Below are 26,633 nucleotides of genomic sequence, written 5' to 3' on the forward strand. Positions count from 1 at the left end.
GACTGGTAATGGCAAGCGGATCACCGAGCGGCCAACACACCAATCCACTGAGCAAAGCCGACAGACAGGCGGCCGGCATGATCGGGATATTCCGATACCGCCGCGCGATAACCATCATGATGGCCATACAGACGGTCATTCCAAATGCGAGGACATCGCCCAACAGTCCGCCTTCCACGCCTAGCCCCATCATCAGCGCCACACCGGCAAGAGCAAACAAACTTGCAATGATGGCGCTGCGCGTGGGTTGTTCATTCAGAACGAGCCAGCTCAAACCCGCGGCAACGAACGGGACCGTGGCGTAAATGACCGCGCCATGGGCGACGGTCGTGTGCCTGAGCGACGTGATGAAAAAGATCATTCCAATGGCGGATACGGCCGCGAACATCCATCCCGGCAAACCCATCGTTCGGAACGCCAGCCAACTCTTTCGACCTTCCAACGCGAAAATCACCAATGCAATAGCAATCGCGCCGAAGATGCCGCGCCACGCCAGCATCGTCCAGCTATCCAGTTGAATAAGCCGTGTGAAAAATCCTGCCGTGCTCCAAGCCACCGCAGAACCCGTAACAAACACCAGTCCCAGTCGATATCCCGCCGCACTCATCGATCCGCCTTTGATTGAACAGAAACAATATAGGCCCGCTGCTGACATCCTGGTGTCAGGAAACAATGAGATTTGAAATTGGATTTCTCGTTGCCCAATATGGCTTCTTCCCCTGCATGTAACCGACCGGCCGTTGACCACATTGAAGCTGAAGGTTGTTCAGCATTTTACAGGCCATACAACAGTAAAGCTCAATGAGCAGGTAGACCCTTTGTTTAGATACATTAATGTGAAATGGAACATTGGGGAGGACAATGCCCATAGCCAAAATTTTGAAGTCGATGAATTCCTTAAAATAGTCGATGGGATCGTCGCCGATCTCCAACATATAGCAGCCGAAGTTAAGCAAGCAAATTTAGCGCCATGAGTGAACGAGCCATAGCGGCAGCCATATGCAACCGATACCGAATGCACACCGGCTTTCAGGCAATATCACTCATCCTACGAGCGCCTGAGGAAATGGATGTGTGGATGAATGCGCTCACTGAAGAAGCACCAAAGCTTCAAAGGCCCCTGCCCGACAACGATCTTATAGCGGTGGCATGAGGATGCTTCGTTTTTCGATTATTGCTGCCTGTCTCGCTTACAGTCTTTGGCGTGCGGGCCGAGACTATTTGTTTTATCTGCGCAACAAGTGGGATTTTACAAAGGATAGCGGAATTTCATACGACTGGAATTCCGATGGTCCGCCAATCTGGCTTGGTCCACGACGACGGCTGTTTATGGCCCATCCAATCCAGCTTGCTATCAATGCGTTCTTTGCGTAGCACTTCTATCCCAATTGATTTGCGTCGCGTCGGAGGAAGCGCCATGCTCGACGCCTATAGAACTCACGGCGAACATTTCATTCTCGGTGACGGAAAAGTCTGTGCATCTGAAAAAAAGCCTCAACTTGCTACCGATCAAAAGTTGGTCAACTGAAGGTACGTCCATTAAGACTCTTCTGTCCTGACCGCTTCGAGGATTGCCCGACGGCAATCGAAGAAGTGTTCGTTCAATTGGTTGTCGAAGCGACCCGCGCCGGATGGCATCACGAGGAAGTATTAGCGGCGATCACAGCGGTTGCCGACATCACGACAATTGCCCTAGATACCAAGACTAAACTGTCAGTCTGCATTCTATATGTGGATAAACATACTGAAAACTGTTCTGGTGTTTGGCTCCGTCGCATACGTTGCGATTTATCTCGGCATGGTGTGTGCAGCATTTCGGCACTGAAACGGTATTGATTGATGAACGAGGCGACAAAAACAGTCAGATGGATCAAAGGAATAGCGGCCCTTGTTGTTACAACTTGGGTCTTTCTTGCTGTCCTGCCCCTGTTTGCACAAACATTTGGCTCCAATTATTTGCCATCCACTGATTGGATGGAAACGACCAAATCCTATGGGCTTGCCCTCGGTCTAATTATGGCTGTTGCAGTTTTTGTATTTGCTATCAAGAAAATCGACACCAACAAAGGAGAGCTGAGAAAGATCGGCGCAATATTGGTCGCGCCCTTCATGGGGTATTTTTTGGGGAGCACCCCAATTACTGTCGGCGTACCAATGATTGCCTCCATTGTCGCAGGTCATCACATCGAACTCCCGTATGAAGTCGTCCGAGCGGACGCTCCCAGCAACAGGGGGTGCAGCAGACCGATTGAACTCCAAGGTCTGCCATTTATGGTGAACAGTCTTTGTGGCTATTCAGACGACGTGAGACGAAATCTTAATCCGCACATGCGGATCATGGTCGAAGGCCGTGGAACCAGCATGGGTGTCCATGTGGCGACCTTTCATCTCATCAAGTGATGATTTCAAACCATAGAAACTACGATGGTCGAATTGTCCGATGCGGCAAGACATCAGACAGCGAGGAATACTGACTCCGGGACATGTAGGGATTACCGCCGCATCATATTGCTGCTTAATTTAGTGCGATAAATGTACCGCTGGTGGCGATGCATGATTCAATAGCAGGAAGCGCGCCATCTGTTCTTTCAAATGACCAAAATCGCATGTTCGGCCCGGTGAGGCCCGACAGTAATGGCCGAGAGGGACATGCCGAGTGTTCCGTAGTATCGGGTTAACACCTGCCTTCTCCCCTTACAGCCTATCCTTGCCGCCTCATCCATCAGCAAGGGAGGATATGCGATGGCGAAGATCCTGATGATCACCGGCGATTTCACCGAGGACTATGAAACCATGGTCCCGTTCCAGACGCTGCTTGCAACTGGCCACAGCGTTGATGCGGTTTGCCCCGGCAAGAAGGCCGGCGATACGGTCAAGACCGCGATCCATGACTTCGAGGGTGACCAGACCTATTCGGAAAAACCCGGCCACAATTTCGCACTGAATGCGGATTTCGATGCCGTCGACCCCGCACATTATGATGCGCTGGTCGTTCCCGGCGGCCGCGCGCCGGAATATCTGCGCATGAACCCGGACGTCATCAAGATGGTGCAGCACTTCTTCGACGCAGGGAAACCCGTTGCCGCCATCTGCCATGGTGCGCAATTGCTCGCCGCTGCCGGCGTTCTGAAGGGGCGGACCTGCTCGGCCTATCCTGCCTGCGCGTACGAAGTGACGGCATCAGGCGGCACCTTTGCCGATATCCCGGTGACAGAGGCCGTCACTGATGGCAATCTGGTAACAGCACCTGCGTGGCCTGCCCATCCGGCGTGGCTGAAGCAGTTTCTGGCGATCCTCTGACATCCGGAAGACGGGAGGCCCTTACAATGTGTGAGCTCTTTATCAAGGCCGATGCCAGTCAATGGCAGAGCCGTACGCACAGCCTACGCATTGACGGGGTCGCCACCTCGATCCGGATCGAAAACCATTTCTGGGATACGCTCGCCGAGATCGGCCAGCGCGACGGCATGACCGTCGCGCAACTCATCACGAGGCTCTGGCATGAGGCGATGGACGCCGACCACGACCTCGGCAACTTCACATCGTTCCTGCGCGTGTGCTGTGCGCGTTACCATGCCCTGATCGCCGCTGGCGAAATCTCGCAAGACCTCAACATCCCAATCGCTGACCACGCCGCCCGGGAAATCCTTGCCCGGGAAACGGCCCGGCGCAATGCCATCATGAATTGAACTCCTTTGAGGGCCTAGTCACAGGAACGATAGCGGTCCTGGCTGGTATGGTCAGTTCGGCATCGATGACCAAATTCAGGAAGAGCCTCCCGCGACAGTCCAGCAGAAAGGCTATCCCCGCGCATTTAAATGCCAACCCCATCGTCTTGCTTGCGCCGCCCATAATCCGTTGAAACGGCGGCAAGCAACTCAAAAGGCAATCGTCATTGCGCCGATACGACCGCCGGCGGTGTCCAGCTCCCATCAACGACCTCAGATCTCGGCCAATATGCCCGGATATAGAGTGAAAAATCACCCTCGCGCGGCGCAGGCAGCCAGTTGTCGCGATGTTCATCTGCAGGCGGCTTTGCCTGGACATAGACAGTCAGCGAACCGTCGGCATTGTATTTCAGGGACTTGTTCTTTGTACCCAGTGAATATCGCTTGATGTCGTTGGGCTCGAAGAAATGATGTTGGTTGTAGAGGGTGAGCGACCAGAAGCCATTGACGGCCGGCGTTGCGTCCTTCGGGAAGGTCACGGTGAAGCTGTCTTTTCCGTTGAGCCGCTTTCCCTTCTCATCGAAATCCTGGTAAAAATACTTGGTTTCATTCGAGGCATTGACGAAGATGTTTGATTTGGCAACGGCGGTACGGGTGAAGTAATCGGTCCCGAATGCGGCGTTGTTCGAGGTGGTCGTCCAATTGTGCGGCAGCGTCAGGCCGTAATTGTGAAAATCGAACAGCGGCTTCACCAACTGATTGTTCGCCTCGGCAGCAGCTTGAACCATCGCCTCCATAAGCGCCGGATCAGTCTTGGCCGCCTCAACAACAGCAAGAACCTGCGCATAGCGCGCCTCTTCGCCGGGCAATGGCGGGGCATCGGTCAATGCCAGTGGCAAGGTTTCAAAGAAGCTCTTCGGAACGACCCATTCGGTTTCAGCATCCCCCGAAGACGTCGCCGGAATTTTCGGTACTTTACGCCAATCATTCGTCTTGAACTTGCCGTCGAATTCAGAAAGCGGATAGGCAGCTATTTCACCGAGAACCTGCTGCACCGCGCGCTTGTCTTCGGGAGTGTCATCCTGAAAGACACGTGGGATTACATTGGCCGTGTTGGTGGAGGCGCGGAACACTTTCGTGATCCCTTTGGGTACTTCCCCCTGCCAGTTCGGTCCCACGAGCAGGTAGAAGCCGGGCATTGTCCCATACATTTTGCCGAGCGAAACAAAGCTGTCTGTCCTCAGATCAACGATCTGGTAAACCCAGAAACGGTCTCCAAAGTCCGGCACCTGTACAACGACAGGCGATTGATCCAGCGCGAGCATTCCCGCACCGTAAACGACATCCTGGTTTGGACAGGCAACGAGGCGCTCGTCCGGTTCGATATAGTCTGTCAGCATAGCCAGCCTGTTGAGAGGGGCCATGGGTGCCGCTCCGGCGATCACCGTTTCGGTTATCTTCGTAAATGTGAGGCGGCGATTGTACATGTTGACCAAGGGCCAGGCCCAGAAATAAGCGTCACGGGCAACCGAAGCCGCATATTCTTTGGTGATCCTTGTTCCAGCGACCGGACCGCTGGGCATCGCTGCCGACCAACGCGGCGAAGGCGAAAGCGGTGACGCGGCAACCACGGGAACCAGGCCGGCACCCGTCAAAAAAATGGCAGCACCTATCGTGGCCGTTCCATAAGTTCGATACATTTTCGTGTTCCTTATCAAGCTGCTTGGTGCGTCCGTTGTCATCTGTACTTGGTGATATCGCCAGGCTTCCACGACTTGTCGAAAAATGCCTTTGTTGGGCCGTAGAGGCGCAGGAGCGTGAACCAGCCCTTTCCAGGAATGGTGGCGATCCAGTTTTTCCCCTTACCCGGGGACTTGGGTCCGAAATAGATATCGGTCGAGCCATCCGCATTTGTGACGGGTTTATCCATCGTGTTTAGGGATGGAAACGGTTGTCCGTTGTCGAGTCCGGATCCCGTTATGGGATCGTAGACCGTCACCGACCAGAAGATTTTTGCAGGGATATTGGCGGGCAGCGTTAGTTTGTAGCTGGCATCGCCGGACAGGAATTGTCCATTGGCATCACGGTACGCGGCGGGATATTTTGCACCCACATTCTCCATGTTGATCGCCATGCCCGGGCTGGTCGAATATGCATAGGTGAAGAACCCGGTCCGCACGTCGATTTGCCGGAAGGAATCGCCAACGAATTCTGCATTGTCGGGAAACGGATTCAGCCACTGGCGATCCCCGTAATAGGTGTTGTTCTCGACGACTGCCGACGGCGCATAGGCAAATGTGTGCCCCATCCGCGATGCCGTGCGCGCGGCATCATCAAGGAGTTTCCTGGTCTTGGCGTCAGGAGCGAATGTCTTGCCTTTGACGATACCGATTGAAGCCGCCATGCCACGCATCTCAAAGTCAGACCGATCGACATATTCGTGATCGATGAAGCGGGAAAGCATATCGAAAGCGGTTCCGTCCTGGGGATAGAGCATATTGACGGCAACCCCCGAGGCGTCGGGGAACTCCATGGGTTTGGCACTGTCCTGTTTACCCAACGGATAGATTTTCGTCTGCTCCATGACCTTAACGGGTTCATCGAGCTGTTTTGGGTCCTTGAAGAACCCGCGCCAGAACACGAAGACACCGTAGGTCCCGGACCGATAGGTGAGATAGCCTTCCGGAACATCTCCCTTATAGTCAGGCGGCAAAATCAGATATTTGCCACCTTTCCCCTTGTCCGGTCCCGGAAGTCCCACATCGCCGGCCCATTTTCGACCGTCAATCTCACCTTCTGACGGAATGGGGCGCTGAAAAAAGTCGTCGATGATGCCCTGCAATCCCGGCGGCACTTCGATCACCATTGGACCGTCCTCCTTGAGGTCAAGATAACCCAAGGCATAGATAACGTCGGAGTTGGGCGTCGTGATCAGCGTCTTCGCGTCGAGGCGACGCTTGAAGATCGGCAGCACATTGTAGCCCTTGCCGAACTTTTTCTCCGACCCTTCCTTCATGCCATACATGTTGAGAGCGGGAAGTGCCCAGAGATAGGTTTGGACGGCGCGTTGGAAAAGCAGTTCATCCTGAAGTCGCGACGAATCCGCTTTCGATAGATAGCCCTTTACGAATGGCAGTTTCGCCAGTTCGCTATAATGATTTGAACCTGCCGCTGAATTCCCGGCAATTGCGGGCATCGCCGCGGCCAACACAAAAGCCAAAGCGGACAGAGGCAGTGTCCTGGCATACTTCAACGTTAACATTGAGGAGACTCCTGTTGCTCTTCGGCATCCGTCCGCCATTCATAATTTGGGGACAAGTACGTTACGGTAAAATTGGTCTCATTTACGCGAAGCGTTCTGCTTCACCCCGTGCGCTCGGCAGGATGACGTCAATCGATCCGGTTCGACTCGATCATTCCGCCAGCGAGGGTTGCAAGTCAGGCTTCCTGGTCGCCCATTGAATGCCAGACGAGCCTTCGCGGCGGGAGGCATTGAGCTCGCGACACGCGAGCCTCCAAATTTCGTTGACAGGTCGCCCTCTCCGCCCGAGCCACGTTGAAGGGCGACAGCAGAAAGCGTTCATCGCCCCAATATTTTATACCATCCAGAGGGCCTACAGATCGCACGCCGCTTTGCGCGGCAGCATCGCGCCGGGGATCTCGGGCTGCGTCCATTTTTGGGCAGCAGTGCCTGCATCATGCGGCCACAGCAGCGAGACGCGTAATATTAACAGTAACGTACTTGTTTCCTGGGTCTCGTAAATCACTATCCGGCTGCCGAATTCCCAATTTGTCCGGCCAACGGTCTGAACCAAGGAGAACGAGCCATGAGTGCAGCTGACGACATCGACGAGACCTCCCCTACATCCGAGACTGACATCTCTCCGCTCAATCTCAGTCGCCGCAGCCTTCTCATGGGCGGCACGGCACTCGCAGCCGCATCGATGATGACGTCAAGCGCGTCAGTCGGCACCGCGCAGGCTCAACAACAGCCCGCGACCCCGGGCGGCAAAAGGCCGAATATTCTCGTCATCTTTGGCGACGATATCGGCCAGACCAACCTCAGTGCCTATTCATTTGGCTTGATGGGATATTCGACGCCCAACATTGATCGGGTCGCCCGCGAAGGCATGATGTTTACCGACTACTATGCGGAGCAGAGCTGCACGGCGGGCCGTTCGACCTTCATTACGGGCCAATGCACCCTGCGCACCGGACTGTCAAAGGTGGGTTTGCCCGGCGCGAGCGTGGGTTTGCAAGCGAGAGATGCGACCCTCGCGGAGCTGCTCAAGCCGCTCGGCTATGCCACCGGGCAGTTCGGCAAGAACCATTTGGGCGATAAAGATGAATATCTGCCGACCAATCACGGCTTCGACGAGTTCTTCGGCAATCTTTACCACCTTAATGCCGAGGAGGACCCGGAGAACCACTTCTATCCTCAGGACCCGGAATTCCGCAAAAGGTTCGGTCCCCGTGGCGTGCTCAAAGCGTCCGCCGATGGCAAGATCGAGGACACCGGGCCGCTGACGAAAAAACGCATGGAGACAATTGACGACGAGACGTCCGCCGCCGCCATTGATTTCATGCAACGCAAGGCGAAGGCGGACCAGCCATTCTTCTGCTGGTTCAACTCAACGCGCATGCACTTTCGCACACATGTGCGCGCATCGCATCGCGACAAGCCGGGCCTCAATTCGAGAACGGAATACGCCGACGGCATGATCGAGCACGATGCGACCATCGGGCAGGTTCTCAAGGCAGTGGACGATCTTGGCATCGGCAACGACACCATCGTCATCTATACCACCGACAACGGCCCCCATCAGAACTCCTGGCCGGATGCCGGGACGACGCCGTTCCGCAGCGAGAAGAACACCAACTGGGAAGGTGCATTCCGCGTGCCTTGCATGATCCGCTGGCCGGGGCGGATCAAACCCGGCTCGGTCTCCAATGAGATGATCAGCGGGCTTGACTGGCTGCCGACCTTGATGGCAGCGGCGGGCGATCCGGACATCAAGGACAAGCTGCTCAAGGGCCATCAGGCCGGAAACAAAACCTTCAAGGTGCATCTCGACGGCTATAACCAGCTCCCCTACCTCACGGGCAAAGAGGAACGCGGGGCGCGCAAGGAGTTTATCTATTTCAATGATGATGGCGCGGTCGTGGCGCTGCGGTTCGAGAACTGGAAGGTCGTGTTCGAGGAACAGCGCGTCGAAGGCACGTTACGAATCTGGGCCGAGCCATTCACGCCCCTGCGTGTCCCAAAACTATTCAATCTGCGATCCGACCCCTATGAACGCGCCGATGTCACGTCAAACACCTACTACGACTGGCTCATGTCGGACGGCGCGGGAATTTTCCTGGCCGCACCACCCATCGTCGGTGCATTTCTGGCGACCTTCAAGGAGTATCCACCCAGTCAGCGCCCGTCGAGTTTCAGCATCGATCAAATGGTCGAGAAGCTGCAACGGAGTTTCGACACCGCAAAATAGCGATGCGGCAGCATCCGGCCAAAGAAAAGCCTTTGGCCGGATTGGATGCGAGGCTCTCGATCCAGCTCCACCGCGCGGGCGGCGACGACCAGAGCATTGCCGTTGCCGGCCTTAAAACGCTCCTGCGGACCAACCGTGATGATCTTGTCGCCATTCAATATCTGCCAGGCTTTGGTGCCCTGCATGAGGGCCTCATGCGCAACGGGTTCCTCGGGCGTTTCGGGCGGTCCATGCACCTTGATATTGTCCGGGCTCGCGACGAACTTCCCATGGATCGGTCCGACGCGTCTTGCGATCAAGTTGGAGTCCTGAAGATAGCCAACCCGTATAACCCTCTGTGATGAGATCGACGAAGCGATCACCGTAGCAGGTGTGGATTTGGAGCTGGGGGTGGCGTCACGCCATTTCCGCAAGGATGGGAGCGAAATGGGTCGATCCGAAAGAAAGCGGCACAGCAACCGCAAGCGGCCGCGAAGGTTACCGGCGGGCAAGACCGCTTTGCCAATGAAACCGTCAGGTCACTCAGTTCAACTTGAACTCACCATCGACGTGGCGCCATTCACTGGGGCCAATAAGGCGTCGATGGCAGTAGCGAACGGAATGCAGCGGGCCATCCAGTTTTCTTTGCCAGAAGTCCAGGAATTTCCTCATCTCGGGAAATTCCGGAGCAAGATCGTAGTCCTGCCAGATATAGGTCTGCAGAACGGATTGAAAATGGGGAATGCGGTATAGAATATGAGCAGTTGTGATACCGTAGCCCTTCAGCTGGCGTTCCATTTCTGACGAAAAGTGCATCGCAATCTCCGTTGTTCTCACATTGGAGATATGATGCCGCACTTGTTCGCCGACTTCAATGAAAAATCGATGGAATACACATAATAACCATTAGAATACAATATATTAGCAGCGATCGACCGTGACTGCTAATGTCTCGAGAATGCCACCTGTGTGCCTGTCCGGGTGAATGGCAATTCACTCGTCAAATCTCCACGCCGCGGCCAGGTCTGCACCCTGCCGGGTATCAGGGAGATTGTTGCTATTCACGGCTTACCTGCAAGGCAAAGCTCTTTCGGTGGCAGCTATACCCAGGCTCAGGTCTGTGATGCCCAACCAATCCGGTCATTGCTTGGCCGTCCATGACAGATCGCGCTCCCACCTGTCTCTATCGTGAGCTGACGCATGCGATTGGGCACCAAGCGGCTGACTTTCAGGACTTGCCGTGATCGAAAAAGTCCGGCTGCAATTTCCCGGATTTCAACAAATATTGGAGCGTGTATGCCACGGAAAGGGCATCGTCGAGTGCATCGTGTCCCTGCAGCGGGGGATGTTTCACATGATAGTAATCGGCAAGCCTGTTGCTGGGCGTCTTGGCCAAATCCTCAATTGGCATCCCGGCCGCAATCAGCAGCTTTACCGCATTATCGAACCGGCCAGCCGGAATGGGTGGCTGAATGCCGGCGACATAGCAACTGATGGCAACCATGTTCAGCTCATCCTTCCCCCACGACCAGAATCGCGCACCATTGGAGAAGCGATCGACGCCTGCCAGTGCGTCCTGCAACGGTACGCCCTCCGCTTCCATGGTTTCATCGGTGATCCCCGTCAGCTTGGTGAAAAACGGATCGAGTGCATATCTGTTGCCAAATCGGTCGACTGGCTGAACGTGAGATCGGTACGTATCCAAAAGAGGAAAATCTCCCTCCAGCCCGAGTTTCACCGCCCCGATTTGCGCAATAACCGGATCAGGATCATCAGCCGCACACCAGAATCGACGCTGGGACCCTTCGCGGCAAAGAAACTCGCAATCGAAAATGATGGCAGTCTGCATGGTTTGCGCTTCCCGGTTAAAGCGGGTGATTGACTATGATTGTCGCGTCGGCTGACTGCATCCCATTCATCTCCTTGCAGCCGCCGTGAGCATTGGCTGTGTCTTAAAACCGGTACGTCAAGCCCAGAACTGGCCCGGACAACCGCGTGTCATAGACATGGCCGCCACGCTCGCAAACGATATCAAGCACTTTGTAGCCTGCCAAGGCCTGCGGTGAGCGTCACATTGTTGGAGATGTGCCAGAAACGGCCCCATACATTGATAAAATGGCAATGGCAAATCTGTTCAAGCCCCCTTCACGCTTACAGTGTATTCTTGTGGATGCGCCCCTCCTTCATGATGAGCTGCATCGTCCGCTCAGGATCGGCGATCAAGGCGATGTCTTTGAGCGGATCGCCGTTGACCACCAGAATATCGGCATGGGCACCGGGCTCGATCCGGCCGAGCTTTCCCGGATAGGGATTGCGCGGTCCGGAAAGACCTGCGAGCTCGGCATTGCCGCTGGTCAGAAGCCGCAACACGTCGGTGTTATCATACCACCGGGCGAACTTGGCGAGCTGCTTGCCCTGCGTGGCGGTGCCCTTCGGGTTGAACAATATGTCGGTGCCAAGCGCCATCCGTACGTTGTGCTTGCGTCCCAGTTCGATCGCCCGGACCGTTCCGTCTGCGATCATCTGCTGCTGCGCGCGCTGTTCAGGTGAGGCGTAGGTGTTGGCATCTTCATCGGCAAGAAAAGGCTGGATGCTCCACCACGCGCCCGCATCTGCAATGCGCCTGACAGTCTCCTCGTCGGCAAGCTGGCCGTGCTCGATGGATTTGACGCCGCATGCGAGGGCGCGCTGAACGGCGGCGGACGTGTAAGCGTGGATGCACACATAGGTGCCCCAGTCCGTCGCCGCAGACACTGCTGCCTTCATCTCGGCTTCGGTATATTGGAGCGCATCAATCGGGTCGTAGGCAGAAGCAACGCCGCCGCCGCCCATGATCTTGATCTGGCTGGCGCCCAGCATGAGTTGCTCGCGCACCCGGCGCAGCACTTCCGCTTCTCCGTCGGCGATAGCCGAAATGCCCGCCTGCTCGGCAACGCTGAGATCGCTTTGCGCCGTTCGCGGCAGATCCGTGCGCATGCGAAAGTCGCCGTGTCCGGACGTCTGCGAGATCATGGCGCCGGAAGGATAGATACGCGGCCCCGCAATGCGCCCCTCATCGATGGCGCGTTTCAGGGCGAATGAAGGACCGCCCACGTCGCGGACCGTGGTGAAGCCACGCAGCACCGTGCGCTCTGCCTCTTGTGCGGCGACAAGGTGGACGTAAGGGATATCGGCAGTCATTGCCGCAATCTGTGAAATGCCCGCCAGGATCGAATGCCAATGCGCGTCGATCATGCCCGGCATCAGCGTCCGTCCGCCGCAGTCAACGACGTCGGCATCGGCAACCGTGTCTGCGGACGTGACCAGGGCCTTGATGAATTTACCTTCGACCAGGACACCCTGACCTTCGACAAGTTTTCCGCTTGTCCCGTCGAAAATATTCACATTGGTGAGCAGGATCGGTTTGGCGGGACTCTGCGCGAAGCCAGGGCTGACCATTCCAAGCACAGGAGCGGCAAGGCTCGCCGCGACACCTTTCAGAACGGAGCGGCGCGACAGTCCCTTGTCGACGCGTGCAAATAGCTGCTGTGCTCGCAGGCTGTGGCAGGCGCAGCCGCCTTCATGGCTCAAGTGCTGGTATTTCTGGCCCAGCCAAAACAGCAAGCGATACACTCCCGCCAGTTCCCTGGCTCAAGCCGGTCGATGATCGATAAGGCAGTTAAACCGATTTGACTTCCTCGAACAAGGAGACCTTTCAGTATCTGGTGGCAAAATACTTTGCTCTGCGGAATGAAAGGCGGCCATTTTGCGATTCAAGCCGACCTTCGTCTTCCATCTTCCTATCAGTACTCAAATATGACCCATGACAAAATACCACCCAATCCCCGCCGCTGACGAAATCAAAAGCGTCGGGATCATTCCAAGCTTGAAGCGGAAGATGGCAACGACGGAAGCAAGCGTCAGCAGCAACGATGGCACATTGATTGAATGCGCCACGGGAACATCCAGATTGATGCCATATGCCTGCCAGTGGATGATTTCGCTGAACAGCAGGTGAAGGGCAAACCAGATTGCCAGATTCATGATCACACCAACAACTGCCGCCGTGATTGCTGACATGGCTCCCGTCAGTGCTTTGTTGTTGCGCAAGCCTTCGATGAAGGGGGCTCCAAGAAATATCCAGAGAAAGCACGGAACAAAGGTGACCCAGGTCGTCAGGATCGACGCCAGTGTGGCAGCGGTCAGCGGAGACAGCGTACCCGGATCACGAAATGCGCCGATGAAACCGACAAATTGCACAACCTGTATTAAAGGCCCCGGCGTGGTTTCAGCCATGCCAAGGCCGTCGAGCATTTCGCCCGGCTTGAGCCAGCCGTAATTCTGCACAGCTTCCTGTGCCACATAGGACAGCACCGCATAAGCGCCGCCGAAGGTCACCATCGCCATCTTGCTGAAAAAGATACCGATCTGGCTGAACACATTATCCGGCCCGAGGATCAGGAGAAGGGCAGCAACAGGGATGAACCACAGGAGCAGGAAGGCGGCCGATATCTTCAACGACCAGAGAAGGTTTGGACGCGCGTGGGCCGGCGTCTCCTCGCCAAGGGCGGAATCCCGATCCGCAAGTCCGGGACCTGAACGTCCATGTCCGCCCCCCACCTGGAACAATGGCGATCCCGCACGCCCGCCAAAATATCCAATGATTGCAGCGGTCAGAATGATGAGCGGGAACGGCACACGGAATGCAAATATTGCCAAGAACGCCGCGACCGCAATAAGCACCATCACCCTATTCTTGAGCGCTCGTCTGCCGATCCTTGCGACCGCCTGCAACACGACGGCAAGGACCGCTGCCTTCAGGCCGAAGAACAATCCCTCAATGACACCGACAGTGCCAAAGATGACATAGATGTAGCTTAGGGCAAGTATAGACAGGAAACCCGGCAGCACAAATAGAACGCCTGCGACAAGGCCGCCCCTGGTCTTGTGCAGAAGCCATCCGATGTAGATGGCAAGCTGATGGGCTTCAGGCCCGGGCAACAGCATGCAGTAATTGAGCGCATGCAGAAACCGGCCCTCGCCGATCCATCGTTTCTCATCGACAAGGATGCGGTGCATCACCGCTATCTGCCCGGCTGGCCCGCCAAAGCTCAATGCGGCAATGCGCACCCAGACACGGACAGCTTCAGCAAAGGCAATATCGTGGTTCCCGGAGGTTGCCGAAGCAACCTCCCTTTCAGCGCCGACAATCTGGACCATCTCACGCTCCCGGCCTTCTGTTGGGCCAGTTATGTGTTTCGTCGGTGGCATCCCGGCACCATCGGTAAAACGCGTCGTAGAGTATCATGCCGGCTTCAAGCTGCTCCAGATCGTCGGAGTACATGCGCGACAGACCAAGTGATGCTGCCAGCAGCCCCGGTGCTTCCGGTGCAAGCTCAGGACGGGCCGTATCGGCACCTCGCACAATGGCCGCCAGCCGCGACAGCGGCTCGGCGTTCAATCCGAATTCTTCGATCATGACATCGAAGGTGCACAGCGCGCCGCGATGGCTCCAGAAGACATCCTCGATGTCGAAGGATGCCGCGTTGAACCGGTCGGCAACCGCTTCCACTTCCGCGGGCGTGACGAAAAGGAAGACTGCATCTGGATCAACAAAACGCCGGATCAGCCAGGGACAGGCAATCCTGTCCACCTTCGGCCGTGCCCGTGTCACCCATACCGTCCGTCCCTTCGGGTCGAGAGCAGGCAGTTTTGCCACGGGAACGAGAGGAAGCCCGGCATTGCTCCAGGCTTCATGGCCGCCGACCAGATTTTCCGCAGCGACACCATGATATCGCAACAGGGCAGCGGTGCCCTCGCTCAGTTTCTTGCCCTGCTGGCAGATGATGATTGACCGCTTGCCCTCAAGCTCATTTGCCCAGGTGTTGACGTTCCTGTGGGATCGCCGGCGCGCGCCGGGGATCAATCGCGGGTCAAGGTCAAAGTCCTCATCGATCCGCACGTCAATGAGAACCGGGCTGCCGGGTGTTCCGATCAGCCGTGCCAATTTATCATGTGTAATAGTTGTGGTCGAAGACATGTCGCGTCCTTCCGTCAAATCGGGTTTATTGGACGCGATACTTGGGCTGACGCCTCGTGGGGAGATCGCAATCCCCATGCGTATTAATTTGGCACGAACCGGAATTATGTCAAGTATAACCGAGCGGACATATGTTTCGGGGATAGGCACTTTGAGGCAAGTTCAGAAGTCACGCGGCCACACATCATGATAACGGTCTATAACAAAGGCATGGGCGTGTTTGAAACCCCTTCTGCCAGTTCCCTCCTCCCAGTGCGGATGATCATGTGCAAGTCCAGCATGACTGTGCTCAACCACATCAGGATCGCCTGCGGGCCAAACCAGGGCGGCTAACAGGAGAGAGAAGCCGGCGATGCCTGCCAGTACGACGAACGTGAATGACAGCCCGAATTCCGCTCCAAGCCATCCTGCCAGGGGATAAGTGATCAACCAGCAGGCGTGAGAAAGAGCAAACTGCGCTGCAAACAGTGCTGGCCTGTCCTCGGCGTGTGCGGAGCGTCTGAGCAGGCGGCCCGATGGTGTCTGCGCAACCGAGTAGCCAAGACCGAGCAAAAACCACAACACCAATAGTGGCACAAATGACGGCACTGCCACACCGGCAAGCAGCCCGGCGAACAAGACGACCACTCCTGCCAGCATCGCCCTGCGATCCGGAACTGTCTCAAGGAGACGAGGCAGAAGAAGCGCGGCAAGCATGGAACCGCCGCCAAAGGCTGCAAGCGCCAGTGCAGTCGACCGCTGTGTCAAGCCAAACTCGGATTGGATGATGACAACCGTGTTGACAATGACCATCGCCCCGGCAGCAGCAACACCCAGATTAATGGCAAGCAGTCCACGCAAGCGTGGTGTCGCCATGTAAATGCGCATCCCGCGTGTTGTACGGTCATAGATGCCACGCCGTTCAGATGGTTTCGGGCTGGGCAGCGTGACGGAGACAACAAGTGCAGCCGAAAACAGAAACCCGATAACCGTGCCGGCAAACAGGCTATGGAAACTGATGACCGTCAGAAGCGCCGCCGCCAGCATCGGACTGACGAGACTTTCCATGTCATAGGCGAGCCGCGACAGCGAAAGTGCCCGTGTGTAGTCCTTCTCTTCAGGCAGAACATCGGGGATCGTTGCCTGAAATGTCGGCGTGAAGGCGGCCGATGCCGACTGAAGCACGAAAATCAGGACATAGACCTGCCAAATCTCGCTGACAAACGGCAAGGCCATCGCTACGGCGGCGCGGACCAGGTCAAGACTGACAAGCATGGCACGTCTTGGCAACCGCTCGGCAAACGCAGCAGCAATCGGCGCAACACCTACATAAGCAATCATCTTGATGGCCAGGGCGGTACCAAGAACGGCGCCCGCGTCTTTTCCAGCAAGGTCATAAGCGAGCAGTCCGAGGGCAACTGTCGCCAGCCCCGTACCGATAAGGGCAATGACCTGTGCCGCAAACAAATGGCGGTATGTCCGGTTATAGAGAACGAAAAGCATCGTCGATCACGCCTTACAGATATTTGGTGATGGTCTTGAACTCATCAATCGAACCGCGCTGCTCAGTCGAAATCGAACTGACGGCATCTTCCAGGCAATGATCGATGTGGTCCTGAATCAGTGTTTTCTTGGCCTGACTGATGGCCTTTTCGACAGCGTGCAACTGCTGAGCGATGTCGACACAGGCTCGGCCGGTCTCGATCATCTCGATGACCTTCTTCAAATGGCCATCCGCCCGCTTCAGGCGAAGAGCTATTTCTCTGTGGTGGGAATGCTTTTGATCAATGTTCATCAGGCGTTCATATCCCCCCAGGGGGGATATGGTCAAGTGCGGGGCTCAGGATATCCGACGAGGTGGAGCGGAGAACGCATCAGCAAATACAATGCGGCGACGTGTGTGATCATCAGCAGGGGGACATAGATGATCGGAATCCAGTACGCGCCGGCCAACTGCCCCGCGAGCGCGGGAAGACCGAGCTGGATGCCGTGATAATAGTCAATGAGGATGTCGGCCACCCCCACCAGATTGAATGCAACGACAAACAGCTGGAAGAGCGGGCGCGTCCTGACGCTGAGAAGAGCCAGCATGGCCAACAGGCCGGTGGTAAAGTCGCCATAGGCGGCGACTGTCGCGAAGTCGGAGGGCAGATTGGGACCAACAACGCCCGGAATCATGAAGACGAGACCGAAGAAGCGAAAACTGTGCAGCGTGGCGATGGCACGTTGCGCCTCGGCCTGGTCCATGGACTTGAGCCTGGGCCAGACATAGGCGCCAAAGCAAAGCAGCCACGGGACGTAACCGAGAACCAGATGCACATTGAAGATGAATGCCGGGGACATTTTGGGTTCCTATCCATTCTGCCGGATGTCAGGTGACATGGCGGCCATGACCGGCCGTCGCGTGATGCCCTGACTTGCATACCGGTATAGGACTGCTTCCCGCGATCGACTATTCGCGATAATGTTGACGGGTTATGAAACGCAACTTCACAGTCAGGCAGGGCGCTCTCGACGGCGTCGAGGCGTTCCTGAGCGTCGCGCAGCACCGCAATTTCCGCAAGGCGGCTGCGGATCTTGCGGTGACGCCGTCTGCGATCAGTCAGGCCGTACGCACGCTTGAGTCCCGTCTTGGCGCGGCACTCTTCATCCGCACGACGCGCAGTGTCGGCTTGACCGAAGTCGGCGAACGGTTCCTTTCGCGCGCAAAACCCGCCTTCGAAGAACTTGTTGCGGCAAGCGAGATTGCACGCGATCTTGGGCGGCGACCGGCCGGACTGCTGCGGCTTGCGGCCCCCCGGGCCGTGGTGCCGATCCTGCTGGAGCCGCTGATCGCTTCCTTCTGCCAAGCCTATCCCGATGTCGAGGTGGAGATCGCCACGGGCGCGGAGCTGGTCGACATCGCTGCGGAGGGATTTGACGCCGGCATCCGGCTCGGCCAGTTCATCCAGGCCGATATGATCGCGGTGCAGCTGACGCCGTCGCTCCCGCTGGCCGTGGTCGGCAGCCCCGACTATCTGTACCGGCGGGGACGGCCGGAGCGCATCGACGATCTGCGCTATCATGCCTGCATCCGCATGCGCCGCTCGAACGGGTCGATCGCTCCCTGGTCCTTTGTCAGCGGCAACGAACCGGTGGACGTCGTGGTTTCCGGGCCTTTTATCGCCAACGACATGCCGACGGTGATTGGTGCGGCGGTGGAAGGATTGGGGCTCGCGCAGGTGCCCGGGCCCGTCGCCTCCAGCGCGGTGAAAGCGGGCAAGCTCATCGGGGTGCTCGAACAGTTCGCGCCGATGATGCCGGGTGTCTATCTCTATTATCCCAGCCGCCATCAAATGCTGCCGAAACTGCGCGCTTTCATCGATCACGTGAAGAGCCGCCCGGGTGCCGGCAACAAGCCGCAGTGATAGGGACGACAAGCCCAACACGCGAGATGACAATGCGCAGACATGGGGGCCGGTTTCCCGAGGAAGCGGCAATCCCGGGGTCAGTTGAGCGTCACGATGCCAATCGACGCCAGAATATTCTCGTGCTGGTCGCGGCTCACCACCATTGCCTTATAGGAAAACATCGACGCCAGGTCGATCTCATCGAAAGTTGCGTTTGCGAGAACCGCATTGTCGAGCGTGGCACCCGACAGATCGATATTGTTGATGCTGGAACCGATAAAACTTGTTCGGGTCAGATTGCTTCCCGCGAGGGAGACATCGCGGAGATCGCAATGTTCAAACCTGCTCTCCTCGTAGTTTCCAGGGACAAAAACGGCATATTGCATTTTGCAATCGGAAAAGCGCACGCCCCCGGTCAGGATCCGTTTGCCGACCTCTCGATGGACCCCAACTTCCAATGACATGCCGCTGGCGGCGCATTCCATGCACTCGAGGAGATAAGCATCACATTTATCAAGTTTGTTCAGGCTTAAATTGCTGCGTGAAAATTTGGCCTCGGTCAGATTGCAAAACGACCATTGGGATCCCGTTTGTTCGATCTCATCGTAGAATGAACAGTTTTGAAATTCAGCCTCGCGAAATGAGCAATGAACAAAACGGCAATTGATAAATTCGGACGAATGGATTTTACTCAGGTCGAAGTTGCAATTCTTGAAATGACAATTGCGGAATTGCGCTTCCACGATGTGATATTCACTCACGTCATCGCCATTGAAGCTCAGATTTTCGATCAAACCGGCTGATTGCAACGCGGTCTCTAAAGCTTCATTGGTCATTTTATTCGCCCCTTGGCTCCGCGTTACGAAATCTGCTTCTGTTTTATGCGCATGGAAGGCTCAAACAAGACGGAAAACTTAGTTCCACAGCGAAAGGATCACGCAATGGCAAAGAATACGATTTGTCTCTGGTTCGATAAGGATGCCGAGGAAGCCGCCCGCTTCTACGCCGGGGTGTTTCCTGACAGCACGGTGCGTGCCGTGTTTCGTTCACCCAGTGACTACCCATCCGGCAAACAGGGCGACGTGTTGACGGTCGATTTCACGGTTGCCGGCATTCCTTGTCTCGGTCTCAACGGGGGCCCTGTGTTCAAGCATAACGAAGCTTTCTCGTTCCAGATCGCCACCGACGATCAGGAGGAGACCGACCGCTACTGGAATGCCATCGTTGGCAATGGCGGCGAGGAAAGCGCCTGTGGCTGGTGCAAAGACAAGTGGGGGATTTCCTGGCAGATTACGCCGCGCGTGCTGACCGACGCGCTGGTGGCTGGCGGCGGCGAAGCAAAGCGCGCGTTCGATGCAATGATGGGCATGAAGAAAATCGACGTCGCCGCGATCGAGGCAGCCCGGCGTGGTTGACGCTGCAACGCGAACGCCAAGGACGACCATGTCCCGGCGCCGCTTTGCCGTCATCCGCTTGTCGCCATGCCCAACAATCTACTGCACCCGACAAGACTAAAGCGTCCTGGCTTTGGCTGTCCCGGTGCCGGGCTCCGCATCCGCACGCTTGCTGCGGATGCGCAAGACACCCAGCCCCGACCGGACATAGGGCGCGCACGCCGCTTTGAGAAACGCAATCGCCAGACTGCAAGCCGTTAAAACCAGATTAGCGTCCATCTGTGCCGCCTATTTGCAAACCATCCCATGAAAATCGGGCGCTGCCCCGGGAAAACGGCTCATTGCGCCCGCGGCGGCACACGATGCGGCGCCCACGGGTGTTTCCGCTCGGAATCGAGAAACATCGCCTGCTGATCCGGCGTCAACACCTCAAGCAATGCCGTTCTGGCTTGCTTGAAGATTTGCGCTTTCGCACCGCGCTCTATCGCAAGGTCCGCCATGCGATCCGCCGTCAATGGTGGCCTTTCATGCGGCTTGCCGGGTTCGTCTCTTGGTTTTTCCGGCAAGGATTCAGTGCCGGGACCAGCCGGCGACCGATCGACAAACGCCAGGAGCGTCGACGTATAGCGTCTCCAGGCATCCAGTTGTGCACTCTGGATGCCGACAATGGTCTCCTGGGCCGACAGCCAGCTTGCCAAGGGAAAGGCGCCATCCTTCGGCGGCCCCGCATGCCGCTCGCGACTATGCTCAGGGACAGCGGACTTGTCTGCCGGCTCCCCGCCGCACGCATTCTCGCCGTTGTAATCGTCATCGTCACCGAGAATGGATCGGGCGAGCTGGGTGAAGGAGATGCGGACAACGGTTTTATCCGGGATCACATTATCCGCGCGAGCCATCGGACCCGCCCCGCCCGAGCCCGTTGCAAGGCCAAGTACCATCGCTGCGGCCAATCCCGCCGTCAGAACCGTATGTGTCATTCGTCACCTCGCATCAGGGAAAGTCTTGCTGCTGGAACATGAAACGTGCGGGCGTCGGAAATCCGTCTCAATCATTTCGGAAACTTGCTCGCGGCCTTATTTTTGTAACTGAACGTAAACGAGCGCATATCCGGCAATGTTTCGTTACAAAATTGTTCTGCCGGGCTTTTGGAAAAACCGTTAGGAACGGCGATGCGATTAGAAATGCGTTGAGCGATGCAAACTGCAGCCCATATCATGGTCGTCGATGACGATGCCGAAATCCGTTCGCTTCTCGGGCGCTATCTGAGGGAGCAGGGTTTCCGCGTCTCAGTGGCCGCCAACCGGCGCGAGTTCGATGCGTTCTTCGCCGAGCGCAACCCGGACCTGCTTGTGCTCGATGTCCTTCTGCCGGATGGGTCCGGTCTCGATATCTGCCGGGTCATGCGCAGCCAGAGGCAGCAGGTTCCGATCATCCTGCTGACCGCGCTCAAGGAAGACGTCGATCGGATCATTGGCCTCGAAATCGGTGCCGATGATTATATGAGCAAACCATTCAACCCGCGTGAGCTGACCGCCCGGATCAAGGCAGTGCTGCGCCGGTCAAACGGTGACAAGCCGGCTGCGGAAGAAATCAGCACGTTCGAATTTGCCGGCTTTGTCGTCGAGCCGCGATTGCGCCGGGTGCTCGGTCCGTCGGATAGTGCGGTCGATCTGACTGGCGCGGAATTCGACCTCTTGAAGGTTTTCCTGGAAAGAGCGGGAAAGCTGCTGTCCCGCGACCAGCTGCTTGATCTGACACAGGGGCGTGACCGCGATCCGCTCGACCGGTCCATCGATGTCCTGATGAGTCGCCTGCGCAAGAAACTCGGCGACTGCGAGCAGCGTCCCTTGTTCAAGACCGTGCGCAACGGCGGTTATCAATTGACTGTTCCCGTCAAACTTATTGCCGTCCAACCATGAACTCCCTGCGCAACCGGATCGCCCTTCTGCTGTTTCTGGCGATTGTCACCGTGGTGCTTCTGGCCACGCTGACCGCCGTGACCGTGCTGCGCGGGCCTCCGCCCGAAGCCGTGCTGTCGCCGGTCATCCAGAAGATCAGTCCCGTCATCCGCATGATCGAGGCAAATCCGGCCAGCGCGGCGTCACAGGAATTTGCAATACAACCCATGCAGGCCCCCGGCTTTGACGACAGGCGGTTGTCCGGCATGTTCATGCGCGAGCTTGCCCAAGCCGGACTTACCCGGACAGTCATCGTCACCCGCAATGCTGGGCGGCAGGGCCTTGCCGCTTCGGTCAGGCTGCGGACAGGCATGTGGCTGGTTGTCGACGTTCCGGATATGACACCGCGCATGTGGTGGATACTGACGGCATGGATAACCCTCATCACGCTGGGCAGCACCGCCGTATCCATCTTTGCCGCATCGAAAATCACCAAGCCGCTCCTGCTCCTGGACAATGCGGTGACGGCGGTCAGCGCTGACGGGACCCTGCCCCATGTTCCGGAAACCGGTTCGCAGGAAGTCCGCGCCACGGCACAGACGATCAACCGGCTGTCGGAGAGGCTGAAAACCGCCACGGAAAGCCGCATGAGGCTGATTGCGGCGGCCGGTCACGACATGCGCACTCCGATGACCCGCATGCGGCTGCGCGCCGAATTCCTGCCGGATGATCCCGATCGCCAGAAATGGCTGAATGATCTGGAGGAACTCAGCAATATTGCCGACAGCGCGATCAGTCTTGTTCGCGAGGAAACAGTCCGGGATACATTCGCAAGCACGCGGCTCGATCTCACCCTGCGGGAGATAGCCGACGAACTTTCCGGTCTGGACATGAAGGTGAATGTCCAGAACCTTGCGCCACTGTCAATTGCGGCGAGCCCGCTGGCGCTGAAGCGGGCCTTGCGCAATCTCATCATCAATGGCGCGACCCATGGCAATGGTGCTGACATCGTCATGGAACAACGGCAGCAAGCGGCTGTGATCACCATCACCGACAATGGGCCCGGTATTCCGTCCGAACTCCTGGACAAGGTGTTTGAACCATTTTTCCGTGCGGACCGTTCGCGGCGCAAGACCGTGCTTGGCGCCGGTCTCGGACTGGCAATCGCCAAGGAGATCATCGAGCGTTTCGGCGGTACGGTCACCATTGCCAACCGCGAACCGTCGGGTCTTCTCCAGACCATCCTGTTCACCGTCGAAACGCGGCCGCAAGCTTAGTTTGGCCGGCGGCACGGGAAACACTGGTTAACGAAACCGCGGCAGCCAGAAATCTTCTGAAACCGGCGGAACGCATTCTCAACATCGTGTCCTGCAACTTTTGACCGACAGGCCACCGTTGGACCGACAGGGTCCAGCCGTTGCCCGTACAGGTTAAACGGGCCGCTCGAATGCGGCGCAAAGCGATTTGCGGAACGCCATGACGCCAGATCACCCATGCCGGAGCAGTGCGAGGTTCATGCGCGGCGCCTGCCTCGTCTTCGCCCTTGCCGGACTGTTGCCAATGTCCGCTCAAGCGGGTGTCGACAACAAAACCCTGCTTGATCAGGTGCTCAGCGAGCGCAGGCAGGCATCGGGACCCAGACAGGCCCACGCGAGCCCGCAGGATCCGCTTACCGTGAAATTGTTGTCGCCGTCGCAGGAGGAAACATTCCAGAACTGGTCGCTGCTTTGCCAGGAAATGGAGGCCGGGAATGATTGTTTCCTGTCGCAGACCCTTGTGGACAATCGGGTTCCCGACGGCAAAATACTGTTGCAGATCAACGGCATTGATGAAAACGGCGTGCGCGGACATGTGATGCTGCCATCCGGCTTCCTGCTGCAGGAAGGCATCACCATCCGCATCGGCACCGCATCCCTGCAATTTCCCCTGATGTCGTGCATACCGGAGGGGTGCGTTGCCGATATCCGTTTCAATCAGCAGCAATTGGCATTGCTGCAAACCAGCACGCAGGTCGATATCGCAATCATACTCAGGTCCGGCGAAGCCATGCATTTCCCGTTCGCACTGCAGGGGTTTCAATCGGCATTCCAGAAGATGAGCGCGGCCATCCGTCCATAGGACCTTCGCTGCACCGTGCCAAAACTGTTTCCGGTGCTGCCCACCCACCAGCAACGTTCGATTACAAAACGGCCGCCTGCAGCAAAAGTTCGAGACAATACGGACTGATTTTGGACATCGCCCGCAGGGAATGTCGAGCCCAACGCGCGCATCCGGTTGCCGCAATTCTTGAGTGCCCTTCCCGGAATGACAAGACAGAGTTTGGATAGTTGATGGCGGCAAGTTCAAAATTCACTGGTGCAGCGTCGGCGCTCGCCATTTCAGCGGTTCTGATAAATTCGGCAGCGATCGTTGCGACGGTCGCAGGGACGACGGCGGCGCAGGCGGCAACCGTCAGCCGCATCGACGTGCGCGGGAATGCCCAGGTGGATGCTCAAACGGTCAAGGACAATCTCGGCATCACGCCCGACAAGCCATTCTCCAGCGCCGATATCGATGCGGCAACCAAACGGCTGTTCAATACCGGCCTGTTCAGCGATGTGCGCATCACCCAGTCCGGCGGTGCGCTGATTGTGACGGTGTCTGAACACCAGATCGTCAATCAGGTCATTTTTCAGGGCAACAAGAAGATCAAGGATACGCAGCTTGCCCAGGCGGTAAAGCTGAAGCCGCGCAGCCCGTTTGATCAGCAGACGCTCGATGCCGACACCGAGGCTGTACGCGCTGCTTATCACAATACTGGCCGTAATGACGCGACGGTCAGTTCGCGCCTCATGAATCTGGATGGCGGCCGCGTCAACGTTGTCTTCGACATCAACGAAGGCGACCGTACCAAGATCGCCAACATCGTGTTTGTCGGCAACCGCGCTTTCAACACGCGCCGGCTGCGCGATTTGATGACGACACGCCGATCCAATTTCCTGTCCTGGCTGACGCGCAATGACGTCTACAGCGAAGAGCGGATGCGGGCGGATGAAGAAATCCTGCAGCGGTTCTACTACGAGCACGGCTATGCGGATTTCCGCGTGATTTCATCGACGGCCAATCTCGATGCGGCAACCAATGAATATACGATCACCGTTACGGTCGACGAAGGCGAAAAGTATACGTTCGGCGGCGTCGAAATCCAGAGTTCGGTCGACGGTGTCGATACATCGAAACTTGGCGGTTTGGTACACACAAAGGAGGGTACGACCTACAACGCCAGGGAAGTCGAGGATTCCGTCAGCAAGCTGTCGGAGCAGGTTGCCGGCCAAGGATATGCCTTTGCCAAGATCGACCCGCGCGGCGACCGCAATTTCCAGAACCATACGATTTCGGTCGTCTACAACATCGACCAGGGTCCGCGCGCCTATCTCGAACGCATTGAAATCCGCGGTAACGCGAAAACCCGGGATTACGTCATCCGCCGTGAATTCGATGTGAGCGAAGGCGACGCGTTCAATCAGGTTCTGATCCAGCGCGCCAAGAAGCGCCTGGAGCGTCTCGACTTTTTCCAGAGCGTCAATATCTCGACGACACCCGGTTCGCAGCCCGATCAGGTCGTGCTCATCGTCGATGTCGTCGAAAAATCATCCGGCGATTTTTCGATCGGCGGCGGCTACACTACCAGCGGGGATCAGTCCGGTCCCTCAGTCGAAGGCTCGATTACCGAGAAGAACTTTCTCGGGCGCGGTCAGTATCTGCGTCTGTCGGCTGGCACAACGCTCTTCAACAGCCAGAATTATCAGTCCTATGCCCTGTCCTTCACGGAGCCCTATTTCCTCGGCCAGCGCATTTCAGCCGGCTTTGATATCTACAAGCGGCAATCGGGTGTAACCGACAAATACCTGACGGACACGACGGGCGGATCGATCCGGTTCGGCCTGCCGATCAGCACGGATCTCACCGCCGGCGTGGCATACAACCTGTCGCAGCAGAAAATAACGATTGACGATGCGGCCCTGACCGCAAGCGGCGTTCCTGACCCGACACTGGTGTCGCAGGCCTATATCGATGCCGCCAGTCAGGGAACGTGGATCAAGTCGTCGGTCAGCTGGTCACTTGTCTACAACACCATCGATGATGGAAAAAACCCGCACGACGGCCTCTACGCGAAATTCGAACAGGAGGCGGCCGGGCTTGGCGGCGATGCCAGCTTTCTCAAAACCACCTTCAAAAGCAGCTTCTACAAGACGCTGTCGGCACAGCAGGATATTGTCGGTCTGGTTCGCGTCGGCGGCGGTTACATCAAGGAGCTCGGCAACAACGGGCTGAGCGTCTTTGATACGTTCCAGAGCAGCAGCGACATGATCCGCGGCTTCAGCTATGCCGGAATCGGCCCCCGCGACTCCCGTGTTACCGATGCGGACGGCAGCTTTGTCGGCGGCACGACCTATGTCAATGCAACTGCCGAAACCCAATTTCCCGTGCCTTTGATACCCGAAAGCGTTGGAATCAGGGGCGCTGTCTTTTCCGATGTCGCCACCCTGTTCGGCAGCGACAATGCCTACGCCATCAACACAGACATGCAATGGCGCGCTTCCGTTGGCGCCGGCATCATGTGGGCATCGCCATTCGGCCCCCTCCGGTTTGACTACGCCATTCCCGTGCTGAAAGTCGATGGAGACCAGGTGCAGAACTTCAGCTTCAACATGTCGAGCAAGTTCTGACGGTTGGTTTGATATGCGCCAGTGTCTCGCTTGACAGTCTCCCGCCCCGCATGAAACAAATCCGCGTACCAATTGCTGAAAGCAATCACATTGTACTTTGCTGCCG

Annotated in this window: 24 protein-coding genes and 1 pseudogene; 10 read left to right on the top strand and 15 right to left on the bottom strand. The window is 57.0% G+C overall.

What is annotated here, in order from left to right; all coding sequences use genetic code 11:
- Nucleotides 1-607, bottom strand: a 607-nt coding sequence (locus tag ACP7B1_RS09795) for a DMT family transporter (RefSeq protein ID WP_426136897.1), incomplete at its 3' end; no start/stop codon positions are given.
- Nucleotides 608-1,839: 1,232 nt separating this feature from the next.
- Between ACP7B1_RS09795 and ACP7B1_RS09800 the strand changes: the two genes are divergently transcribed.
- The 3 genes from ACP7B1_RS09800 to ACP7B1_RS09810 all read left to right on the top strand — a co-directional run bounded on the left by ACP7B1_RS09800 (nt 1,840) and on the right by ACP7B1_RS09810 (nt 3,689).
- Nucleotides 1,840-2,400, top strand: coding sequence for a hypothetical protein (locus tag ACP7B1_RS09800; RefSeq protein ID WP_346306612.1), 561 nt, complete (start codon nt 1,840-1,842; stop codon nt 2,398-2,400).
- 342 nt (nt 2,401-2,742) lie between these two features.
- On the top strand, nt 2,743-3,300 hold the full coding sequence (locus tag ACP7B1_RS09805; protein WP_346306611.1) for a DJ-1/PfpI family protein: 558 nt from the start codon (nt 2,743-2,745) through the stop codon (nt 3,298-3,300).
- Nucleotides 3,301-3,326: 26 nt separating this feature from the next.
- On the top strand, nt 3,327-3,689 hold the full coding sequence (locus ACP7B1_RS09810; RefSeq protein WP_346306610.1) for a ribbon-helix-helix domain-containing protein: 363 nt from the start codon (nt 3,327-3,329) through the stop codon (nt 3,687-3,689).
- A gap of 203 nt (nt 3,690-3,892) precedes the next feature.
- Here ACP7B1_RS09810 and ACP7B1_RS09815 read toward each other — a convergent pair whose 3' ends face one another.
- Both ACP7B1_RS09815 and ACP7B1_RS09820 read right to left on the bottom strand, forming a co-directional pair.
- Nucleotides 3,893-5,410, bottom strand: coding sequence for a DUF1254 domain-containing protein (locus tag ACP7B1_RS09815; protein WP_426136898.1), 1,518 nt, complete (start codon nt 5,408-5,410; stop codon nt 3,893-3,895).
- The gene (locus tag ACP7B1_RS09820; RefSeq protein ID WP_426136933.1) at nt 5,407-6,879 is read right to left on the bottom strand and encodes a DUF1254 domain-containing protein; all 1,473 of its coding nucleotides are present in this window, start codon (nt 6,877-6,879) and stop codon (nt 5,407-5,409) included. The genes ACP7B1_RS09815 and ACP7B1_RS09820 overlap by 4 nt, the downstream gene beginning before the upstream one ends.
- Nucleotides 6,880-7,582: 703 nt before the next feature.
- Here ACP7B1_RS09820 and ACP7B1_RS09825 point away from each other — a divergent pair.
- Complete coding sequence (locus tag ACP7B1_RS09825; RefSeq protein WP_346306613.1) at nt 7,583-9,160, top strand: arylsulfatase; 1,578 nt, start codon at nt 7,583-7,585, stop codon at nt 9,158-9,160.
- A 71-nt stretch (nt 9,161-9,231) separates the two neighbouring features.
- Here the strand turns inward: ACP7B1_RS09825 and ACP7B1_RS09830 are convergent.
- From ACP7B1_RS09830 to ACP7B1_RS09870, 9 genes and pseudogenes are all read right to left on the bottom strand, one after another.
- Nucleotides 9,232-9,660, bottom strand: a pseudogene (locus tag ACP7B1_RS09830) (substrate binding domain-containing protein); the annotation flags it as partial.
- A gap of 22 nt (nt 9,661-9,682) precedes the next feature.
- Nucleotides 9,683-9,955 (bottom strand): usg protein, encoded by a 273-nt coding sequence (locus ACP7B1_RS09835; protein ID WP_346306607.1) that lies wholly within the window; start codon nt 9,953-9,955, stop codon nt 9,683-9,685.
- A 412-nt stretch (nt 9,956-10,367) separates the two neighbouring features.
- The gene (locus ACP7B1_RS09840) at nt 10,368-10,988 is read right to left on the bottom strand and encodes a 3'-5' exonuclease (RefSeq protein ID WP_346306606.1); all 621 of its coding nucleotides are present in this window, start codon (nt 10,986-10,988) and stop codon (nt 10,368-10,370) included.
- Between the two features lie 302 nt (nt 10,989-11,290).
- Entirely contained in the window at nt 11,291-12,742 is a 1,452-nt protein-coding gene (locus ACP7B1_RS09845; RefSeq protein ID WP_346306605.1) for an amidohydrolase family protein, read from the bottom strand.
- Nucleotides 12,743-12,928: 186 nt separating this feature from the next.
- Complete coding sequence (chrA, locus tag ACP7B1_RS09850; RefSeq protein WP_346306604.1) at nt 12,929-14,338, bottom strand: chromate efflux transporter; 1,410 nt, start codon at nt 14,336-14,338, stop codon at nt 12,929-12,931.
- 1 nt (nt 14,339) lies between these two features.
- Complete coding sequence (locus ACP7B1_RS09855; protein WP_346306603.1) at nt 14,340-15,158, bottom strand: sulfurtransferase/chromate resistance protein; 819 nt, start codon at nt 15,156-15,158, stop codon at nt 14,340-14,342.
- 162 nt (nt 15,159-15,320) lie between these two features.
- Nucleotides 15,321-16,640, bottom strand: coding sequence for an MFS transporter (locus ACP7B1_RS09860; protein WP_346306602.1), 1,320 nt, complete (start codon nt 16,638-16,640; stop codon nt 15,321-15,323).
- Between the two features lie 13 nt (nt 16,641-16,653).
- Nucleotides 16,654-16,932 (bottom strand): metal-sensing transcriptional repressor, encoded by a 279-nt coding sequence (locus tag ACP7B1_RS09865; protein ID WP_346306601.1) that lies wholly within the window; start codon nt 16,930-16,932, stop codon nt 16,654-16,656.
- Nucleotides 16,933-16,964: 32 nt separating this feature from the next.
- Nucleotides 16,965-17,480 carry a hypothetical protein gene (locus tag ACP7B1_RS09870; RefSeq protein WP_346306600.1) on the bottom strand — a complete coding sequence of 172 codons (516 nt, stop codon included), beginning with the start codon at nt 17,478-17,480 and terminating at the stop codon, nt 16,965-16,967.
- A gap of 134 nt (nt 17,481-17,614) precedes the next feature.
- Here ACP7B1_RS09870 and ACP7B1_RS09875 point away from each other — a divergent pair, with 134 nt between their 5' ends.
- The gene (locus tag ACP7B1_RS09875; protein ID WP_346306599.1) at nt 17,615-18,544 is read left to right on the top strand and encodes a LysR family transcriptional regulator; all 930 of its coding nucleotides are present in this window, start codon (nt 17,615-17,617) and stop codon (nt 18,542-18,544) included.
- An 80-nt stretch (nt 18,545-18,624) separates the two neighbouring features.
- Here the strand turns inward: ACP7B1_RS09875 and ACP7B1_RS09880 are convergent, their stop codons facing one another.
- Nucleotides 18,625-19,362, bottom strand: a complete 738-nt coding sequence (locus tag ACP7B1_RS09880) for a pentapeptide repeat-containing protein (protein ID WP_346306598.1) — start codon at nt 19,360-19,362, stop codon at nt 18,625-18,627.
- A gap of 105 nt (nt 19,363-19,467) precedes the next feature.
- Here ACP7B1_RS09880 and ACP7B1_RS09885 point away from each other — a divergent pair, with 105 nt between their 5' ends.
- Nucleotides 19,468-19,941, top strand: a complete 474-nt coding sequence (locus ACP7B1_RS09885) for a VOC family protein (protein WP_346306597.1) — start codon at nt 19,468-19,470, stop codon at nt 19,939-19,941.
- 96 nt (nt 19,942-20,037) lie between these two features.
- On the opposite strand, the gene ACP7B1_RS09890 is transcribed toward ACP7B1_RS09885, so the two are convergent.
- Together ACP7B1_RS09890 and ACP7B1_RS09895 are read right to left on the bottom strand one after the other, a co-directional pair.
- A complete protein-coding gene (locus ACP7B1_RS09890) occupies nt 20,038-20,199 on the bottom strand; it encodes a hypothetical protein (RefSeq protein WP_346306596.1) in 162 nt (53 codons plus the stop codon).
- Nucleotides 20,200-20,258: 59 nt separating this feature from the next.
- Nucleotides 20,259-20,897 (bottom strand): hypothetical protein, encoded by a 639-nt coding sequence (locus ACP7B1_RS09895; protein ID WP_346306595.1) that lies wholly within the window; start codon nt 20,895-20,897, stop codon nt 20,259-20,261.
- 216 nt (nt 20,898-21,113) lie between these two features.
- Between ACP7B1_RS09895 and ACP7B1_RS09900 the strand changes: the two genes are divergently transcribed.
- From ACP7B1_RS09900 to bamA, 4 genes are all read left to right on the top strand, one after another.
- Nucleotides 21,114-21,839 (top strand): response regulator, encoded by a 726-nt coding sequence (locus ACP7B1_RS09900; RefSeq protein WP_346306594.1) that lies wholly within the window; start codon nt 21,114-21,116, stop codon nt 21,837-21,839.
- Entirely contained in the window at nt 21,836-23,095 is a 1,260-nt protein-coding gene (locus ACP7B1_RS09905; protein ID WP_346306593.1) for an ATP-binding protein, read from the top strand. The genes ACP7B1_RS09900 and ACP7B1_RS09905 overlap by 4 nt, the downstream gene beginning before the upstream one ends.
- 238 nt (nt 23,096-23,333) lie before the next feature.
- Nucleotides 23,334-23,936 (top strand): invasion associated locus B family protein, encoded by a 603-nt coding sequence (locus tag ACP7B1_RS09910; RefSeq protein WP_346306592.1) that lies wholly within the window; start codon nt 23,334-23,336, stop codon nt 23,934-23,936.
- A gap of 212 nt (nt 23,937-24,148) precedes the next feature.
- The gene (gene bamA / locus ACP7B1_RS09915) at nt 24,149-26,527 is read left to right on the top strand and encodes an outer membrane protein assembly factor BamA (RefSeq protein ID WP_346306591.1); all 2,379 of its coding nucleotides are present in this window, start codon (nt 24,149-24,151) and stop codon (nt 26,525-26,527) included.
- Nucleotides 26,528-26,633: the final 106 nt, after the last annotated feature.

Origin of the sequence: Phyllobacterium sp. SL163 (assembly GCF_049896885.1) — a bacterium.
Classification (GTDB): Bacteria; Pseudomonadota; Alphaproteobacteria; order Rhizobiales; family Rhizobiaceae; genus Phyllobacterium; species Phyllobacterium calauticae.

Coding starts and splice junctions, on each gene's coding strand:
- ACP7B1_RS09800 (WP_346306612.1), top strand. CDS start 1,840: ATGAACGAGGCGACAAAAACAGTCAGATGGATCAAAGGAATAGCGGCC.
- ACP7B1_RS09805 (WP_346306611.1), top strand. CDS start 2,743: ATGGCGAAGATCCTGATGATCACCGGCGATTTCACCGAGGACTATGAA.
- ACP7B1_RS09810 (WP_346306610.1), top strand. CDS start 3,327: ATGTGTGAGCTCTTTATCAAGGCCGATGCCAGTCAATGGCAGAGCCGT.
- ACP7B1_RS09815 (WP_426136898.1), bottom strand. CDS start 5,410: ATGACAACGGACGCACCAAGCAGCTTGATAAGGAACACGAAAATGTAT.
- ACP7B1_RS09825 (WP_346306613.1), top strand. CDS start 7,583: ATGGGCGGCACGGCACTCGCAGCCGCATCGATGATGACGTCAAGCGCG.
- ACP7B1_RS09835 (WP_346306607.1), bottom strand. CDS start 9,955: ATGCACTTTTCGTCAGAAATGGAACGCCAGCTGAAGGGCTACGGTATC.
- ACP7B1_RS09840 (WP_346306606.1), bottom strand. CDS start 10,988: ATGCAGACTGCCATCATTTTCGATTGCGAGTTTCTTTGCCGCGAAGGG.
- chrA (WP_346306604.1), bottom strand. CDS start 14,338: ATGGTCCAGATTGTCGGCGCTGAAAGGGAGGTTGCTTCGGCAACCTCC.
- ACP7B1_RS09855 (WP_346306603.1), bottom strand. CDS start 15,158: ATGTCTTCGACCACAACTATTACACATGATAAATTGGCACGGCTGATC.
- ACP7B1_RS09860 (WP_346306602.1), bottom strand. CDS start 16,640: ATGCTTTTCGTTCTCTATAACCGGACATACCGCCATTTGTTTGCGGCA.
- ACP7B1_RS09865 (WP_346306601.1), bottom strand. CDS start 16,932: ATGAACATTGATCAAAAGCATTCCCACCACAGAGAAATAGCTCTTCGC.
- ACP7B1_RS09870 (WP_346306600.1), bottom strand. CDS start 17,480: ATGTCCCCGGCATTCATCTTCAATGTGCATCTGGTTCTCGGTTACGTC.
- ACP7B1_RS09875 (WP_346306599.1), top strand. CDS start 17,615: ATGAAACGCAACTTCACAGTCAGGCAGGGCGCTCTCGACGGCGTCGAG.
- ACP7B1_RS09880 (WP_346306598.1), bottom strand. CDS start 19,362: ATGACCAATGAAGCTTTAGAGACCGCGTTGCAATCAGCCGGTTTGATC.
- ACP7B1_RS09885 (WP_346306597.1), top strand. CDS start 19,468: ATGGCAAAGAATACGATTTGTCTCTGGTTCGATAAGGATGCCGAGGAA.
- ACP7B1_RS09890 (WP_346306596.1), bottom strand. CDS start 20,199: ATGGACGCTAATCTGGTTTTAACGGCTTGCAGTCTGGCGATTGCGTTT.
- ACP7B1_RS09895 (WP_346306595.1), bottom strand. CDS start 20,897: ATGACACATACGGTTCTGACGGCGGGATTGGCCGCAGCGATGGTACTT.
- ACP7B1_RS09900 (WP_346306594.1), top strand. CDS start 21,114: ATGCAAACTGCAGCCCATATCATGGTCGTCGATGACGATGCCGAAATC.
- ACP7B1_RS09905 (WP_346306593.1), top strand. CDS start 21,836: ATGAACTCCCTGCGCAACCGGATCGCCCTTCTGCTGTTTCTGGCGATT.
- ACP7B1_RS09910 (WP_346306592.1), top strand. CDS start 23,334: ATGCGCGGCGCCTGCCTCGTCTTCGCCCTTGCCGGACTGTTGCCAATG.
- bamA (WP_346306591.1), top strand. CDS start 24,149: ATGGCGGCAAGTTCAAAATTCACTGGTGCAGCGTCGGCGCTCGCCATT.